This is a genomic window from Vagococcus fluvialis, from assembly GCF_048815235.1.
Taxonomy (GTDB): domain Bacteria; phylum Bacillota; class Bacilli; order Lactobacillales; family Vagococcaceae; genus Vagococcus.
Window position 1 is genome coordinate 189224 of the sequence record NZ_JBMEAO010000001.1, and the last position, 18479, is coordinate 207702.

The 18479-nt window shown below is 32.6% G+C and carries 11 protein-coding genes; 2 read left to right on the plus strand and 9 right to left on the minus strand.

Annotation, left to right across the window (positions count from 1 at the left end; translation table 11 throughout):
- Window positions 1-67 precede the first annotated feature (67 nt).
- Both ACODH8_RS00870 and ACODH8_RS00875 read right to left on the minus strand, forming a co-directional pair.
- Complete coding sequence (locus ACODH8_RS00870) at window positions 68-6280, minus strand: 5'-nucleotidase C-terminal domain-containing protein (RefSeq protein WP_420517441.1); 6213 nt, start codon at window positions 6278-6280, stop codon at window positions 68-70.
- A 183-nt stretch (window positions 6281-6463) separates the two neighbouring features.
- The gene (locus ACODH8_RS00875) at window positions 6464-7672 is read right to left on the minus strand and encodes an alanine--glyoxylate aminotransferase family protein (protein WP_332464961.1); all 1209 of its coding nucleotides are present in this window, start codon (window positions 7670-7672) and stop codon (window positions 6464-6466) included.
- Between the two features lie 163 nt (window positions 7673-7835).
- On the opposite strand from ACODH8_RS00875, the gene ACODH8_RS00880 reads away from it, so the two are divergent.
- Together ACODH8_RS00880 and ACODH8_RS00885 are read left to right on the plus strand one after the other, a co-directional pair.
- On the plus strand, window positions 7836-9467 hold the full coding sequence (locus ACODH8_RS00880; RefSeq protein ID WP_332464962.1) for a PucR family transcriptional regulator: 1632 nt from the start codon (window positions 7836-7838) through the stop codon (window positions 9465-9467).
- Window positions 9468-9485: 18 nt separating this feature from the next.
- Entirely contained in the window at window positions 9486-10325 is an 840-nt protein-coding gene (locus ACODH8_RS00885) for an alpha/beta hydrolase (RefSeq protein WP_332464963.1), read from the plus strand.
- 40 nt (window positions 10326-10365) lie between these two features.
- Here the strand turns inward: ACODH8_RS00885 and ACODH8_RS00890 are convergent, their stop codons facing one another.
- The 7 genes from ACODH8_RS00890 to ACODH8_RS00920 form a co-directional block, all read right to left on the minus strand.
- Window positions 10366-11811, minus strand: coding sequence for a response regulator transcription factor (locus ACODH8_RS00890; protein ID WP_420517442.1), 1446 nt, complete (start codon window positions 11809-11811; stop codon window positions 10366-10368).
- A gap of 160 nt (window positions 11812-11971) precedes the next feature.
- Window positions 11972-13501: a sensor histidine kinase gene (locus ACODH8_RS00895; RefSeq protein ID WP_420517443.1), complete on the minus strand. Its 1530-nt coding sequence runs from the start codon at window positions 13499-13501 to the stop codon at window positions 11972-11974.
- A 14-nt stretch (window positions 13502-13515) separates the two neighbouring features.
- Window positions 13516-14115, minus strand: coding sequence for a YesL family protein (locus ACODH8_RS00900; protein WP_332464966.1), 600 nt, complete (start codon window positions 14113-14115; stop codon window positions 13516-13518).
- 87 nt (window positions 14116-14202) lie between these two features.
- Window positions 14203-15684 (minus strand): ABC transporter substrate-binding protein, encoded by a 1482-nt coding sequence (locus ACODH8_RS00905; RefSeq protein WP_332464967.1) that lies wholly within the window; start codon window positions 15682-15684, stop codon window positions 14203-14205.
- A 70-nt stretch (window positions 15685-15754) separates the two neighbouring features.
- A complete protein-coding gene (locus ACODH8_RS00910; RefSeq protein WP_332464968.1) occupies window positions 15755-16672 on the minus strand; it encodes a carbohydrate ABC transporter permease in 918 nt (305 codons plus the stop codon).
- A gap of 14 nt (window positions 16673-16686) precedes the next feature.
- Complete coding sequence (locus tag ACODH8_RS00915; protein WP_332464969.1) at window positions 16687-17613, minus strand: sugar ABC transporter permease; 927 nt, start codon at window positions 17611-17613, stop codon at window positions 16687-16689.
- Window positions 17614-17733: 120 nt separating this feature from the next.
- Window positions 17734-18477, minus strand: coding sequence for a SipW-dependent-type signal peptide-containing protein (locus ACODH8_RS00920; protein WP_332464970.1), 744 nt, complete (start codon window positions 18475-18477; stop codon window positions 17734-17736).
- Window positions 18478-18479: the final 2 nt, after the last annotated feature.

The window sequence follows — 18479 nt, forward strand, 5'->3', positions numbered from 1 at the left end:
ACTCATTAGAAAAGCAAAAGACTTGGAATATAACTCATTCCAAGTCTTTTCATATACTAAACTCTATCTAAGCTGCGTTATTATTTTTTCTTTTTCTAAAAATATAAGCACCTGAAATACTTAGTAAAATAACACCAAAGATACCAAAACTATTAGAAGTTTCACCTGTTTTTGGTAAATCTGGGTAATATTTTTTACCACTTGTACCACTACCATTAGAGTTATTATTGTTGTTGCTTCCTGAACCACCGTTACCATTATTAACTGATACTAGTTTGTTCATTGCAGCTAATAACTTGTTTGTAGCTGCTTCGGCCTTGTCTTCATCCTTAGATTTAGATACTGCTTCAGCTTCTGTTAACGCTTTTTCAAATTCTTTCCAACTTGTAGCTGTATAATCTTTTTGATTTAGTTTTTTAGCGATAGCAATTGTTTTGTCTAAGACTTCTAAATCTGATTCACCAGTCACTTTATTAGGTTTTAAACCGTTCATTGTTTGAGTTAATTTAACATTAGCTGCATGTGCTTTTGATTCATCTTCTGCTTTAGAAACTGCTTTAGCTTCTTTTAAGCTTTCCGCAAATAGCTTCCACGTTTCAGCTGTGTAATCTGCTTCTTTTTTCTTATCTGCTTCTTTTATAGTTTTATTTAAAGCATCTAATTCTGGTGTTAATTTCTCTAAACCATTCATCGCGTTTGTTAATTTATCATTAGCTGCTTTAGCTTTTGATTCATCTTCTGCCTTAGAAACTTCTTTCGCTTCATTCAATCTTTCCGCAAATGGCTTCCACGTTTCCGCTGTATAATCTGCTTCTTTGCGTTTGTCTGCCTCTTTGATTGTTTTATTTAGATTGTCTAATTCAGGTGTTTCAATCACTTCACCTGTTTTCTCAGATGGAACCAGACGTTGGTAAGGGAATTTCTCGTTGTAATCCATTAAGTCATATTTCTTAGATTTAATCGAAATAACGTCACCTTTATTGTCCCCAGCAATGTCTTGTAAGAATTGTGTGAAAATAACGTCCATTGAAGGGCCTTCTTCACGTTTTCCACCAAGCATCGTGTAGCCATCTCCACCTGCTGCTAAGAAGTCATTAGTTGCTAATTTATAAACTTGGTCATCTTTAATTTCTTCAAACTTGCCTGTTTGACGATTTTTAATCTTGATTGACCAAATACGTTTACCTTTTTGATTGTCTTCTGGTTTGTTCCCTGCACCTTGTTCTCTAGGATCAAAGCTAACTTTAACCGATTCAGAAACTTGTAGGAAACCACCATTACGTCCTAATACTGGCATCTTAGTTGTTTCATCAATGATTGGTTTTCCAGATTCATCTTTTTGGACTTCTGAACGAAGTGAATACTCAAACATGTCTTTGATTTGAGCACCTGTTACATCGATTTGTGCAATTGTGTTACCAAATGGTAAAACAGCTAGCACATCTCCTTTTGTCACTTTTCCTTTTTCAATACTTGTACGAATACCACCACCATTGATAACTGCAAGGTCTGTTTGGCCATCTTTAAAGCCTGTTTGACCATAGTCATACAGTGAATCAGCAATTAAGTTACCTAAGTTAGTTTCACGAGTTCTACCATAAGCTCCATCACCTTCTAATTCAACAGGATTGTTTTCTAAAACAATTTGACTCATTTCTTCTTCAAAACGAGCAGCTGTTTCATCAACAATTTCCTTAACGGCTGGATTTTCAGTTACTTCTTTAAACTCAGAAGCTGGTACTAATCGCGCATTGAATGTTGGTGTGTCACCTTTATAAGTTACATCAATCATTCCAATGTTATTTAAGTAGTTACCAGTTTGAGCTAATAAGACATTACCAAATTGTTTCCCTTCATTTAAAGCACTGTGAGAATGTCCATCAATCACAATAATTTTTTCTGTTGGAAACTCAACTGATAAGCTTTCTGCTAATGTATCTCCACGCCATTCTTTAGGAGTTGTTTTATCAATTCCTAAGTGAGTCACGAAGATAAAGGCATCTGCTTGACCTTCAAGTTCTTTGATCGTCTTTTTAGCAACTGGAATTGGTTCTTCAAATGTCACACCCTCCACATTTTTGGGATGTGTTTTAAAGGCTGTCTCTGGTGTTGAAAGACCAATAATCGCAAATTTCTTGCCATCTTTTTCAATAATTTCATATGGATTAAATGAATGTTGACCATCTTTAATCACATTGGCAGAAACCATTGGTAATAATTCTTTATAACTCATTGCTCGGTCATAACCAAAATCAAACTCATGGTTTCCTGCAGCAACCCCGTCATAAGGAAGTAAACTCATCGCTTTTGCCATATCCATTCCTTCACTAAAGTTAGAAATAGCTAACCCTTGAACTGAGTCTCCACCGTCTAACATTAATGTTGGTTGTTTTTCATCTTTAAATGTTTTTAATTTTGCCATACCAATTGATTTATTTTCTTCATATTGCATACGACCATGCATATCGTTTGTATGCATAATACTGAACGTAAATTCTTCTTCTTCAGTACCTGCTAATTTAGAAATAATTCTTGTATATGGTAATTCTTCTGTGTAAGTTGCTAGTTCTTCAGCTGATAAACCTGTTAAGTAATCCATGAAGACTTCATCCATAGATGGTCCTTCAACAACTGGTTTACCGATTAGCATTGTATAGCCATCGCCACCTGCTGCAAGAAAATCATTTGTTACCATATTATATGTAACATCATCTTTTCTTGGAACTTCTTTAAACTTACCTGATTTGTCTTTAATTTGAATACTTGCAATTCGTTTACCTGGAGTTCCTTTTTCAGGATCTGCTCCTTGTAAATTAGAATCATAAGTCACTTTAATGGAATTAGAAACTTGTAAGAATCCACCATTAGCTCCTAGTTTAGGAACGCCATTTTCATCTAATATTGGTTGTCCATCTTCTCCAAGAACTGGAATTGAGCGTAATGAATGTTCAAACATAGAGTAAATTTCATTACCAGTTACTTTAATTTGTGAGACTGTATTACCAAATGGCATAACACCAACGATATCACCTTTAGTCACTTTACCTTGTTTAATGGTTTGTCTGATACCACCACCATTCATAATGGCAAAGTCAGAAGGCTCATTAAAGCCTGTTTGACCATAAGAAAGTAACGCATCTCCAATAACATTCCCTAAGTTTGTTTCTCTTGTTCTAGCATTTTCACGTTCACCGTTAAAAGTGATTGTGTTATTTTCTAAAACAACTTCTGACATAGCTGCATCAAAATTAGCTTTTGCTTCTTTAACTACAGCTTCTACTTTAGGGTCTGGCACTAAATCTTTTAATTCAGCAAATGGATGTAATTTCGCTGATAATTTAGGTGTTTCTTCAGAATAGTTTGCTGTCATCATACCCACATTGTTCAAATGATTTCCTGTTTGACCAATTAAAACATTATCTGCTTTAATGCCCTCAGGTAGTGGCGTATGAGAATGACCATCTGCAATAAAGATTTTTTCTTTCGGATAAGCTTTAGCTAATTCAGTAGCTAAATGCTTACTCGTTTCATCTTCAACAGTTGTTTCATCAATACCTAAATGAGTCATAAAGATAAAGTAGTCTGCTCCTTTACCTTCTTTGATTTCTTTAATTGTTTCAATCGCTACAGGTGCTGGTTTTTTAAACATTACTTTTTCAACATTATTTGGATGTGTTTTAACAGTTGTTTCTGGAGTTGTTAAACCAATTAATGCGAATTTTTGTTTTTTACCATCCACTTCTTTTTCAACAATTGTATAAGGTTTAAATGGTCTTTCTTTACCGTCTTTATAGAAAACATTCGCTGACACAATTGGGAAGTTAAGTTCTTTTTGATACATTAACGCTTGGTCTAAACCAAAATCAAATTCATGATTTCCTAAAGTCATTGCATCGTAGCCGACTAAGTTCATCGCCTTAACCATGTCCATTCCTTTAGAATAGTTAGAAATTGGTAAACCTTGCATAGCGTCCCCTGCATCAACTAGGACTGTTGGTTTTTTGTTATCTTTAAATGTTTTAACACGTCCTAAACCAATAGAAGGACTGTATTTATCTTCAATATATTCCATACGACCATGCATATCATTTGTGTGCATGATTTTAACAGTGCCTTTTTCGTCTAAATATTCGTCTGGAATTAAGCCTTTTTCTGCTAATTCATAAACATTTAATTTTTTTACATTTGGTGTTCTACCATCTGCTGATGAAACAATTTCAAAACCTGGTGTTCCTTTTTTCACTTGCTCAATCACATAATCACGAGCTGGGTGATTAAGATCCACACCAATAATTTCAAAGTTGTTTTCTAATTCCTCTTCTGGAGAAATAATTTTTTTATCTTCAATGTATTTAACAATTTCACCACGTAAAGTTGCCGGATCTGATTCAAAATAAGGTTCTGGATTAACTAGCCCTTCTTTTGCCATTCCTTCAAATCGGTAGTTGTTCATTGCAATTCTAAATACTTGAGTATCACTTACAGCTTTACCTTTAAAGGTTAAATCTTTAATTCTTGAGCCAACTGGTTCAGAAATATCGATTTTGTATTTAACACCTGAAACCATGTCATAGTTATACACTCGAATTTTGTCGTTGAAACCAATTGTCACATCACCATCTTCATAAGCTTGGTAATAGTCACCTTGTTTTTCTAAATAGGTTTTAAGTTGAGCACCTGTCATTGTTGTTCCAACTAATGTATTTGGATATTTGTAGATGCTAAAAATATCAGAATACTTAATCGGACCCTTATTTAAACGACTGTCTGCTTTAAATAGTGCAGCTGAACCTAAATCAGCCTCTGCTACTTTCATTTGAACATTGTTAATCAATGAAATCATTGCAGTAGGTTGTAATTGTGCTTCTGGAATACCAGGAACTCTCTCTTCTGGTAAGAAGTCAGCCGTTGCCTCCCCAATGACACCTTTTACATAGGCTTCTGTTTTTTCATGTGCTGCTGCAGTAGCTGCTTTAACTGCTTCGTCTCCTGCTACACCTTTAGTTGAAATAGTACTAGGTGAAGCTTTGGCAACTTTCCACTCTGATTCTTTTTCTTCTGATACTGTTGAAGTTGTGTCTTCTTCAGTTGCCTCTTCTGAAGTAATTTTTGCTTCTTCTTTAGAGTCTTCTGTTACTTCTTTTTCTAAATCTAAGTCAATTTTAACAACACCAGAGCCAGTATCTTTAACTGCTGCTACTGGTTTAAGGTTGCCATCTTTATCTGGAATCATTTCAGCAAACTCACGGTGGTCATGTCCTAATACAAAAGCATCAATTTCTGGTACTTCTGTAATAACATTTCTCGCTGCAGCTGCTGGGTCAGCGTTATCTAGACCTGCATGAATAGAAGCGACAATAACATCTGGTTTTTCAGTTGCTTTTAAAATATCAACTTGTTTTCTAGCTTCTTCGTTTAGTGGTTTAAAATCTAAACCAGATACTTTTTCACCATCCCATTGTGGTACATGAGGAATAGTTAAACCAATCACTGATACTTTTACGCCATCAATCGTTTTAGTTTCTGTGGCTTTAACAAAGTTAGTATCAGTTCCTTTTAAATAAGTATTAGCTGAAAGTAATGGAAATTCTGCTTCTCTTTCAACTTTCTTAATTAAATCAGTTCCAAAGTTAAATTCATGGTTTCCTAATGCCATCGCGTCATAACCAATAACATTCATTGCAGCAATAACTGGATGAATTTCACTTTGTAGCTCAGGTTTTGAGCTGTATAAATCATCTGTTAACAATGTTCCTTGTAAATTATCTCCTGCATCTACAAGTAATGTATTAGGATTATTAGCACGTTCATTTTTTACGATTGTTCCAATTTTAGCAAATCCTAAATCGGCAGGTTTACTATCTTCATAAGACCAATCCCAAACATTGCCATGAACATCAGAAGTTCCTAAAATAGTTAATTTTTTCTTTTCTACTTTTTTCTCTTCTTTTGTCTCTTTAGATGTTTCTGTTTTTTGTTTTACAGCTTTTTCTGTTTCTTGAGGTAATGTTTCTTTTGTTAATTCTTCCTCAGTAGGAGTTACAATTTCTTTTTCTCCATTAGAAATAGCTTCTACTGATTCTTGTGTTTTTTCAGGTGTTGAACTTCCCTCTGTCGTTACCTCTTTTGGCTCTTCTACGGGTTGTTCTGGTGAAGCAACTGCTTCAGTTGTCACACCTTCTGTTTCTGCTAATACGGATAAACTTGGACTAATAGTCCCAAAAGTTAAAAGTAATAACATAAAAACATTAAATTTCTTAAACCATGTTGTTTTTTTCAAGCTTTCTCCTCCTTACAACTTAAAACGCTTACATTATGTTGAATATAATCCATTTCGACATATACCACTTCCCTATTTTTTATAAAAACAGCACCAATTTTATTGTATCAAAAAATAAAAATAAAGCTACAAAAAAAAGAGTTAACGCCTATTCTAATCTCAAATAGTTGCTAACCCTTTTATTTAACCTAAATAAATTTGTAAAGCTGATTGTACACCTTTACCAACTTGAATACCAGCTTCTTGATAAATTAAAGCCGCCTCTAGAGCTCCCAGTACTTGTAACACATTTTCTTTACGGCTACTATACCCCATATTACCAATTCGCCAGACTTTTCCACTTAAAGGGCCAAATGAAGAAGCTATTTCTACGCCAAATTCATTAAGTAGCATCTCTCTTACTTCTTCCCCATCAATCCCTTTTGGTATCATAACAGGGATAACCGTTGGCATTTTTGTCTCTATTTCCCCATAAATAGATAGACCCATCGCCTCTATCCCTGAAACTATCGCCTGATTGTTCAATTCGTGCCTAGCAAAAGAATTCTTAATTCCTTCATTAGCTAACAAGCGTAACCCTTCATGAAGGGCATAAATCATACTCGTTGACTCTGTATGATGATTGATTCTCTCATCACTCCAGTAGCGTTCTAACTGACTCAAATCTAAATAGTTATTATTAATGTGTCGTTCATTCCTAAAATCTTTACTTAGTCCTAATTCTTTCTGATAACGAGAATCTAACACTTTTTTTACTCTATCGTTATAAGTTATTAAAGAAAGACCTGATGGCACACTAACACATTTTTGAGTACCTGCAATAGCAATATCTATTTGCCAGTCATCTACTTTGATTTCAACTCCACCATAAGTCGCAACTGTATCCACCACAAAATAAATACCATTCAATCGACAATAAGGTCCAATCTCAGATAAGTCTTGCATTTGGGCATTTGCTGTTTCCCCGTGGACCATTGCGACAATTTTAGGTGAATAATCATCAATAGCTTTTTTTATCTCATCTGCTTCAAATGGACTATCCCATTCTTTTTCCAAATAAATAACTTCAGCTTTCGCTCGCTCTGCTATTTCCCCTAATAGATAAGCAAACCTACCATAAGCTGGCACTAAAACTTTATCGCCTGGTTCAATTAAAGCAATTAGAGCCGCTTCAAGACCTGAACGACTTGTGCCATCAATAGCAAAAGCTACTTCATTTTTAGTTTGAAATGGGACTTTTATCAATTCTTTTACTTCATCCATTATCTTTAAAAAAGCTGGATCAAATTGTCCTAAAATCGGACTACTCATCGCTCTTAATACGGATGGATGTGCTTCTACGGGCCCTGGTGTCATAATGGTCCGACTCGGATTTAGAAATGGTTGAATCATGCTATCATCTCCTTTAAGACTATTTTCCTTTATTTATCCAACCAGTTCATTGGTCTTTTTAAACAATTTTTTTATTTTTTTGGACATTTTGACTAAAGGTTCGCCAATGAAAAGCATTTATAATATAATTAACCTAACTAAAATAGTTGATAGAGGGGATTTTATGACACTTTTAAATGATATTTTACCAGTGCCACGTTTTTCAGATTTCAAACTTTTAACTGAGCCGAAAACGACCAATGTTTTAATAAAAAATGTTGATATAAGTGAAACGCCAGATATTGCGAACTTTACATCAAGTCATACATTAGTTTTAACCACAGCCATGCTATATAAAGAGGACCAATCAGGTTTATTAGAATTAATTGATTCTCTGATTGCTATCAATGCCGCAGGACTAGGTATTAAAATCGGTCGCTTCATTGATTCAATTGACCAGTCTATTATTGATTATGCTAATAGTAAAAATTTTGCTCTTATTCAAATTCCTAGTACGCATCCTTTAGGTGGTGTTTTACAAAAATTCAATAGTTTTATTAATCAGTCTAAAACAGAGCAAATCAGCTATGCTTTAGATATTCAAAAACAATTTTCTAATCTTATACTAAATGATGCTAGTCTAAACAAAATTATTTCAGAGTTTAGTCATAGTATTAATTGTCCTGTTATTTTACTTGATCCTTTTAAAGAGATTATTTCTTATTCGACTGACGTTTCTCAATTAAAAATAGTCCCTAATCAAATCATTACACAACTTAACAAACAAAAAGCGTTTCAACATGATAGTAAAAATAGCAGTAAATTTGTTGATTTGGGTAGAAAAACTCAAGTAGAAATAGCTGTCCACTCAATTAAAAATAATAGCTATTTTCCGTATTATTTAGTAATTGTCTCTCCTGATAACATTCCCTATCCTGTTTCAGAATTTGCTATTGATCAAGCATTACTAGTAATCAGTTTTGTGTTGCTTAAAAATGATAAAATTCTTGAATCTAAAAAACAAATTAAAGGGGACTACTTCGATAATTTAATCGAACAACAAAACCATCAATTAATAGAGAAAAAAAATCTTTTTTCTTACGATACAAGTTTTGGTATTGTGCTGTCTCAATATTATCAAGTTATTTATGTCACTATTGATATGCCAAAACCTTTTCAAAAAGAAATGAAACTAAATGAAGAAAAAAATAAACTTGCCTATCAATGGTTAGAAAAAAAAATAAATCTTTATTTTGAAGATGCCCTAGTATTTCCCGAAAAAAATAGCGAACATTTGATTTTACTCATGCAAAAAAAAGTTTCTCAAAGACAAGTAACAGATACTCTTATTCAGTTAGCTGGAGAATTAAAAGCTGCTTTACCAATTGATTTACTTTTTTCTTGCGGTCAACTATGCGAATCAATCGATTCAATCGCCACGTCTCTTGTAGAAGCAAAAATCGTTTGGGAAGAAGGACGTTATAAAAAAGATATCAATTCAGTCTCTTTCTACAAGCCAAAAGGAATTCTAAATCTATTTGACAGTATGCAGCCAGAAGAAATTAAATACTTTTGTCAAAAGTTACTAAAAGAATTAGCATTTCCAAAAGAAAGCATGTATATCGAACTACGTAAAACCCTAAAAACATTTTTAAGTAATCAGTGTGAAATCACTAAAACAGCTAATGATTTATTCATTCATCGTAATACGGTTAAATATCGTATCGACAACTGTGAAGAAATATTAGGACTCACTATTTCTTCACCTGAAAACAGTTTAAATTTAAGACTTGCTCTTGAATTATCAGAACAATAAAAATAAAGAAGGTTCCATATGACAGTCACTTTTACATTCAATCAACTCAATCAGTTACCATTAAACGCTACATTACATTCTGCCTCTAATTCAAAAGGCTTAATTTTATATTTTCACGGTGGTGGATTAATTTATGGACATCGAGATGATTTACCTCAAGACTATATTGATCACATAGTCGCTTCTGGTTACTCACTCTTAACACTGGATTATCCACTTATCCCTGAAATTAAAATTGATACACTTGTTCATTGTTTAGAAGAAGGCATTGCACATTTAAAAGAATTGCCTGAACTACAACATGAAAACTTAGACCGTCTCATATATTTCGGTCGCTCAGCGGGAGCTTTTTTAGCTCTATTGTTAAGTCAATCAAATAAAATAGAATCACCACATCAGATTATTAGTTTCTACGGCTATTATTCTTTATCAGATAGTTTATTAACTCAACCAAGTGATTACTATAAACAATATCAAGTAGTTCCTTTTATGACCGTCTATAATTTGTTAAAAAAAGAACCTATTGTAAATTCATCCATTGAGGAACGATTTCCAATCTATCTTTCTTACCGTCAATCTGGTAACTGGATAAAAGAATTACTTGGACGAAAAAATAAGGCACAAGACTTTAGTTTAACTTCTGATGACCTTAAAAACTTACCACCTACTTTTCTTGCAGCAAGCTCATCTGATCAAGATGTTCCTTTTAGTATCAATCAAGAGATGAGTCAGTTAATTCCTAATAACAAAACATTTTTCATTGAAGGCATGCCACATGATTTTGATGCAAACCTTCAATCAGACCAAGGTAAAAAAGCATATGCTGAATTAACCAATTGGTTAGATTCATTTATATAATTAGACAAAAAGATGCTGATCAAAATGGTCAGCATCTTCTTTATATAGTTAAATACTTTTCTCTAAAGTCTTTTGGTGTGATTCCATAAGTGTCCTTAAAATTTTTGTAAAAATAACCTGAACTTGAATACCCTACTTCATTAGCTATTTCATTTACATTTCGATTGCTTTTTAGTAGCAACTCTTCGGCTTTTTTCATTCGATATTCATTTAAATATTGTGAAAAAGTTTGATTAGTATCTCGCTTAAAAGTTTGCCCTAAATACATGGCATTAACAAACAAATCATCTGCCACTTGTTTTAAACGAATGTCACTACTGTATTTTTCACGAATAATATCAATGACTCGGTGAGTTAATTCATTATACATACGTTCATCAAGTAATTGACTAATTTCTTTTTCTAAATTTTTAAATAATACTTTTATCTCATCAATATTTGAAATCTTTCTTATTTTATCAACTTCCTGTTGATAACTTTCAGGCTGTTTAATGTCATAGTAACTTCTAGCATCCGATAAAAGTAACAACGTAAAGTAACGAATATGATTTGATGGGATTGGTGTAGCATTAAAAAAATCTAAAATCGTATTAATATTATCTTCTAAACGATTGTCTTTTCCCATTTTAGATAGTAAAGGTAATTCATCATTTGTATCATAATATATTTTTTCTAAATTATTATTTAACTCTAACCAGATACACCCTTCTTGAATCAGATTATAAAAATAATAACTGTCCTCCAAACTAATAGCTACCTCATAACTCTTTTTTAAATCTGCGATCTCATTAACCAAGGGGCCTGCAAATAAAAAAACATCTTTAGGATATTTTTTGGCTAATGTAACATAAAAGTTTTTTAACTCTTCTTTCGTTTTATTTAATATAATACCAAAAACACGTTCTTTATTTTCAGTAAAATAAAAAATATCTTTTTGTTTATCTAACTCTTCAAAAAAACTCGAATCTGTATACGAACCCACAAAAGCATTGAATGTTTGACTCGTTGATAACGGAAATAATGTTTTTGCTTTTTCATTTTCTCCATCAACAAGCAACTGCTTTAAGGTTTTTAGTCTTGTTAAGTAAAGCAGCCGTTCTTTGTCTTGGCTCTCATTTACTTTCTCAATTGCCGTTTCTAAAGACTTTATTAGTTCCTTTTTATCGACAGGCTTCAACAAATAATTCAGCGCACCTAAAGCCATACCTTCTTTAGCATATTCAAATTCTTGATAACCAGACAAATAAATAATTTGAAAATCCTTTTCTCGTTTTCTAGCCTCTCGTAAAAACTCTAATCCTGTCATGATGGGCATCGTAATATCAGAAATGACAATATCTACTTGTTCCTTCATAATAATTTCTAATGCTTCTTCTCCATTTGAAGCCGTTCCAATTAACGTTAACCCTAACTCTTCCCAAGGTATTAGATAAGTGATACCACTAATAATCATATACTCATCGTCAACTAATAAAACATTACACATCTTTTTCACTCCTCGTCCAGTACAATTGAAATAATAACGGTCACGCCACCATAAATAGTTTCCTTGAAAGTCATTTGATAATTAGTACCAAAAATAATTTTCAAGCGTTCGTTAACGTTTTTTATTCCAATGGAGTCAGTTTCAAATTCTTTGTCATTAATCAAATATTGTTAATTTTCAACATAAGATCTTGATCCATGCCTTTTCCGTTATCAGCTATCACTATCTTTAACTCTTTATTTTCTTTGTAAACTGATACAGATATTGCGTTATTAATTCGCCTAAAATCAATACCATGAGCAAAATAGTTTTCAATTAAAGGCTGCAAACTGAATTTTGGAATCTCAATTTGTCTAAGTGGTTCTTCAATTTGAAATGAATACCCAATGTTTTTTGGATATCTCATTTGATATAGATAAACGTATTGTTCTAAAAATTTTAATTCATCTTCTAATGTGATTAGCTTGCTTTTCGAGATATTATTTCTCAATATTGAGCCAAAGGCAAAAACCACTTCTGATAACTCTTCCATGCCTTCACTTAATGCTGACATACGGATATATTCAAGTGTGTTATACATAAAGTGAGGGTTTATTTGTGCTTGTAAAGCTCTAAAATCTGCTTCTTTTTGCTTAATCTCTAATTCATAATTATCTCTAATAAATTGATTCAGATTATCCATCATCTCATTAATACCCACTGAAATATCTTTTAATTCCGACTTTTTATTCTCTTCAGTGATTTTTATCCTTCGATCTCCTTCTGAAACCTTTTTAATGCTTTCTAAAATATCGTTAACTTGAAACACGTAACCGTTAAACAAACGATAAAGTAAGAGTAAAAGGATAGCATCTATTATTAGACTTGTTAATGCCATTATAGTGAAAAACGCCCTTGAATTCTCAGACACTTTTTCTTTACTCACAAATGACATCAAATGATAATGTTCGTTCGTAATGACTGCTTCTGTTACGAAATACTGCTTCGTAAAGGGCTGCATCGATACATCTTCCCCTTTTTTTAAAAGGCTGTTAATCTGTTCTTGTAGCTCTATATCTTCTGAATTACTATAAACAAGTTGATGCCTGTCTGAAATTAAAAATATATCACTTGTAAATTCACTAGACAATTGCTGAAGCATCTCATCGATTGGTTCTCTGTTAATCCCAATATAAACATTACCTATAAAATTCCAGCCAGCAGGTTTAATGGATGCATCAAGAAGTAACTTATCTCCTTTAGGAAATTTATCTACTTTTCGCCCATATAAACTTTTGGAATCAGATAGATAACGCTCTTTAGAAAATTGAGTATCAACAGCAATAAAATCAATATCTTTATCAACTAATGACACCTGCTCAATAATATTAGTAAAATTACTACTGACATAATTATTTTTTAATGTGTAAGCTAAGTACTCTGCATCATTCATTGAAAAATAACTAGTTAATCCTTGATAATATTGTTCACTCTCAGCAATACTATTAGCTAATTCATTTACTTTTCTTTGTTTTTCTTCAACAAAATAAGTCATCCTGGTTAACGCATTATGACTTAATCTTTCAGCACGATTCTTTTTTTCAATACCAACAACTAAGCTAACCCCGACAGCAAACAAGGTAATGATTAGTATTAAAGCGATTGAATATATTTTTAATAAGCGATACATCAAATTCCCTTTTATATTCACGCTACATTCCCCTTTTATTCTAAAACTAAACTTTTTTCAATTTTTTCTCCTAGGTTATTTAAAAAATAAGCCATTATGCCACTTCCAACAAAGAAAGTGATTGCTGGCAACTTGATTGTCATAACAATTAAAACCACTAATAAAACAACGATTGCTAAACTTGCTTTAATTTCCTTAAATAATAAAATTAAGGACAACTTAATTAAATTGTTTAAAGAAATCTCGTACCTTGATGACACAACAAATCCCATTAAACTGGCAACACTTACCATAATAAGTAAAACTACTAATAAAAAGTCAATCATTAAAAATAGCATACCAGTCATCTGGCTAGCAGTGTATAAACTTAAAAACAGAAAAATAAGTATGCTAAGTGATGAATACATTAATTGATTGCCTCTTTTAAAATTTTCACGAAATAACGGTTTCATTTTAGCAAAAGATAATTCCTTATAATCCCAATCAACCTCTCCAATGACATCCATCAACGCTAAAAGCGCAGGAGCAATACCAAAAATTAAGCCTCCCATTAAACTAAGTCCCCAAAAAAGCATACTAGCTTTTAAGAGGAAATAAAAACGATTCATTCCTTCAGTTACTCCCTTTTCAACCATTCCATTCCCCTCCTACTCTCATATTAACATACTTAAAAAAAACAAGTAAAAGGTAAAGTCAAAAGCGACCTTTACCTTTTACATTAATTATTTATTCTTTAAAAATTCGTCAAATTGTTTTTGCATTTCTTCTTGAACTTTTTTAAGACCTGCATCTTCTAATTTTTTGTTAAACTCAGGTAATTTTTCTTCTGGATCTAATGTTCCAGTACTTAAACCTGCTTTGTATTGAGCTGTTACGTTACTAATATTTGAAATTTCAGTTTTAACGTTTTCTGCGTTAAAGTTAAATCCTAATAAAGGAGAACTTTCTGCAGCAGCAATTTTGTCTTCACGTTCTTTAACCATCTCATCAGTAATTTTTTCGTCTAAGTATAAGTTGTTGTTGTCACCTGTCATCCAAGCTCCACCAATAACTTTTGTACTAGCATCATATCCTGGTAAAGTCTTCATGCGATCTTCACCAACTTTTTCCCATCCTTCGCCTTCTAATCCAAATACCATTGTTGTCATAATATCTTTGTCTGTATTAATTAAGTTGATTGCTTCTAAAGCTTTTTCAGCATTTTTACTTGTATTAGAAACAACCCAGTTAGCTACAAACATTTGAGCATTGTTTTTTAATGGTGTTGTTAATGGGACTGAAACTAATTCACGACCTGCTGCTCTTGTTAAAATAGTATCACCGTAGTCAAATGGTCCTTGTGTTTCTGTTCTAGCAAACCATGTTCTGTCATCTAAACGGTAAATTTCATCACTTGTTGCTGCATCTTGATGAACATATTTTTTAGAGTAAAGTAAGTGCATATCTTTTAAGTCTTGAATTAAGCGTTTTGAGTCTGCATAAGGATTAACGATTTTCTTTTGGTCTCCAGAAATGTCGATTCCCAAAGGAACGTTTACATCATATACGTAGTCAAAATCACCTAAGCGAATATCTTTAAACGCTGGGAATGGTACCACATTTGGTTCTTTTTCTTTGATAACTTCCATTAATGGAGCAGCATCTGCAATTGTTTTAATTCCTGAAATGTCTAAATCATATTTGTCTAACAATTCTTTATCAAATGTCATTACTTGTTGAGCGAAAACGTTTGCATTTACAGGTATAGCATAAAGTTTTCCATCCACTTTATTACCTTCAATGTAAGTTGGATCTAAGTTTTCATATGTTTCTTTAGCATATTTTGGTGCTAATTCAGTTAAATCTTTGTAAGCTCCTTTTTGAGCTGTATTAACATAACTATCAGCAAAAGCAATATCATAATCTTCACCAGATGATGTGATTACTGACATTTTTTTTCCGTAATCTCCCCAACCAATATATTGGATATTTAACTCTGCCCCAATTTTTTCTTTCATTGTTTTGTTGACTTCAGTCATCAACTCATCATAATTTGTTGGTTTTTCTCCAACTCGGTACATTAAAAGTGTTGTTGTATCATCACCACTTTTGTCCTTACTTTTAGCTTTTTGTTGGTCACCTGTTAAGTTACCACAAGCTGCTAAACCTGCTGTTACAGCTAAAACTGTACTTGCTAACAAAACTTTTTTAAACGTTTTTTTCACGTCTATTCCCTCCAATATGTTTTTATTTATTCCAAGGTACTAAAAATATATTAGTACCTTGGCTTAATAACTATTCTTTAACGCCACCAATGGTTAATCCGCCAACAAAATATTTTTGGAAGAACGGATAAGAGGCAGCAATTGGTACTGTGGCAATAACAACCATTGCCATTCGAGTTGCTTCTTTAGGAATCACCATGTTTCCTGTAACTTGAGCACCTAACGAAGTATTTTGCATCATAAAATCAATATTTGCTTGAATTTTCATTAATAAGTATTGTAACGGAACTAAATTATCACTTTGAATATAAAGTAACGCATTAAACCAATCATTCCAGTAAGCTAAAGCTGCAAACAAACTAATGGTTGCAATACCAGGAATCGATAATGGTAAAACAATCTGAATAAAGGTCCTCAAATCACTCGCTCCATCTATTTTAGCTGCCTCAATTATGGCATCTGGAACGGATCTTCGATAAAAAGTTCTCATCACTATAATATTAAACGGTGATAAAGCTAAAGGTAATATCAATGCCCATATCGTGTCTTTTAAACCTAGCATATTATTCATAACAATATAACTAGGAACCATCCCTGCACTAAATAACATAGAAGCAAGAGCAAACATTGTAAAGAATTTTTTATAAGCAAAATTATTTCTTGAAATAGCGTAAGCATACGTTGACGTAAATGTCACATTCACAACAGTTCCCACAACTGTTACAAATACCGTAATAAATAAAGCCTGTAGAATTTGCTCTTTCATTTCGTAAAGATACTTATATCCTTCTAAACTCCATTCAGATGGAATTAAACGATAACCATTCAAACTAATTGATTGCTCGCTTGTAAATGAAATAATGATCACAAAAACAAATGGGAAGACACATGCTATTGCTACAATAATCATTAAAAGTGTAAAGAAAATATTCGATTTTTTATTAAAACCTTTAACGTTTACTGAATCGATTTTAGATTTTTTTCTCATGGTTTTCCCCTTTCTTAGAATAATGCTGAGTTTTCATCATATTTACGTACAAGCAAGTTGGTTCCAATTAAACAAATACATCCGACAACAGACTGATAAAGCCCAGCTGCTGCTGCCATACCGATATCACCACTGCTTGTTAAACCACGATACACATAAGTATCTAAAACGTTCGTTACATCATATAGAGTTCCTGAATCTTTTGGTAATTGATAGAATAAACCAAAGTCAGCTCTAAAGATATTACCTACAGCAAGTATCGTTAAAATAGTCATTAATGGAATTAATTGCGGAATAGTTACATGAATAATTTGTTGCCATTTACTCGCACCATCAACTTCAGCTGCCTCATAGTAAGTTGTATCAATCCCCATAATAGAAGCAAAGTAGATAATACTGTTGTATCCAATCCCTTTCCAGACTCCCATAAAGATAAGGATGAATGGCCAGTATTTAGGCTCATTATACCAACTAATTGGTTCCCCACCATTTGACAATATCATTGCATTAAACAATCCTTTTTCAGGACTTAAAAAAGAATAAACAAAATAACTAATAATTACCCAAGATAAAAAATAAGGTAATAACATTGACGTTTGAATGACTTTAATCGTTCGTCTTGATCGTAATTGACTTAATATTACAGCAAAACAAACAGCCATTAATAAGTTCAAAATAATAAAAGCAACATTATACAAAACAGTGTTTCTCGTTATAATGTAAGCATTAGATGAACTAAATAAAAATTCAAAGTTTTTTAACCCCACCCACGGGCTGTCCATTAAACTTTTGATAAATCCGCCCTCAGATATTTTGAAATTTTTAAATGCCACCACATTACCTAGTACTGGAATATAGAAAAAGACTATTAACCAAATCATTCCAGGAATAGACATTAATAGTAGTGTCTTATTCTGTTGCAAGCGTTTTAAGCGAGTCATTTATTCCCCTCCTCCTAAGAAATCTCTTTCATTTCTATACTCTTATTATATGAATAAAGGAAGGTTGAGATAACTCAAAAATCATTGCTTTTTGTCAACAGATTATAGGTAAGAGCATAATTAGTTACTTCCTCTTTGTAATAACTCTTGTAGTCTCTTTGTAGCTCTCTCACTATCTTGTGATTTTACTGCACTAAAAGAGCGGGCTTGAATTTTCATATTTGAAGTATTTTCCAGTGGTACCATATTTTCTTCCTTCACATTGAATACTTCTGACAATGCGCCATTTAATACTTGCGTCCCTTTAAGATTAGCACCAATCTTGATTGTTGCTCCTTGATAACGATTACTCATTTGATTGGATAAAACAGCTTGATTCGTTACCTCAATAGTTCCTTTAGGCTCTAATAAAAGAATTCTAGTATCAGGATTAGTTATGTCAGTGAACCAGTAAGCATCAGCGTTACTATAATAATCTCCATCTTTAGGTTCAAAGCTTAAAGCAACTAAATTTTCACTATCATCTTCGAACTTTTGTTCATTTTCAGGAATTGAAACTTTGTCATCACTTTGATAAATAAACTTCAATTGAGAATCATTTTCTATTTTAATAGCGATTGAAAGATTTCCTGTATTTTTAATAACACCATTGAACTTAATCGGCTGAAGTCCTGGTTCATATAATCCATTTAAGGATAATTCTGGAAAATCTGCTGTAAAATCAAGCTCTCCCATTTGAACGGTTTGCTCAACTTTTTTATTAGCAATCCACCAAGCAAACGTTCCTCCAATCGCTAATGTTACCAATGCGATGAGTGATAAAATAATTTTATTTTTTCGATTAAAAAAATTTTTCTTTTCCATAT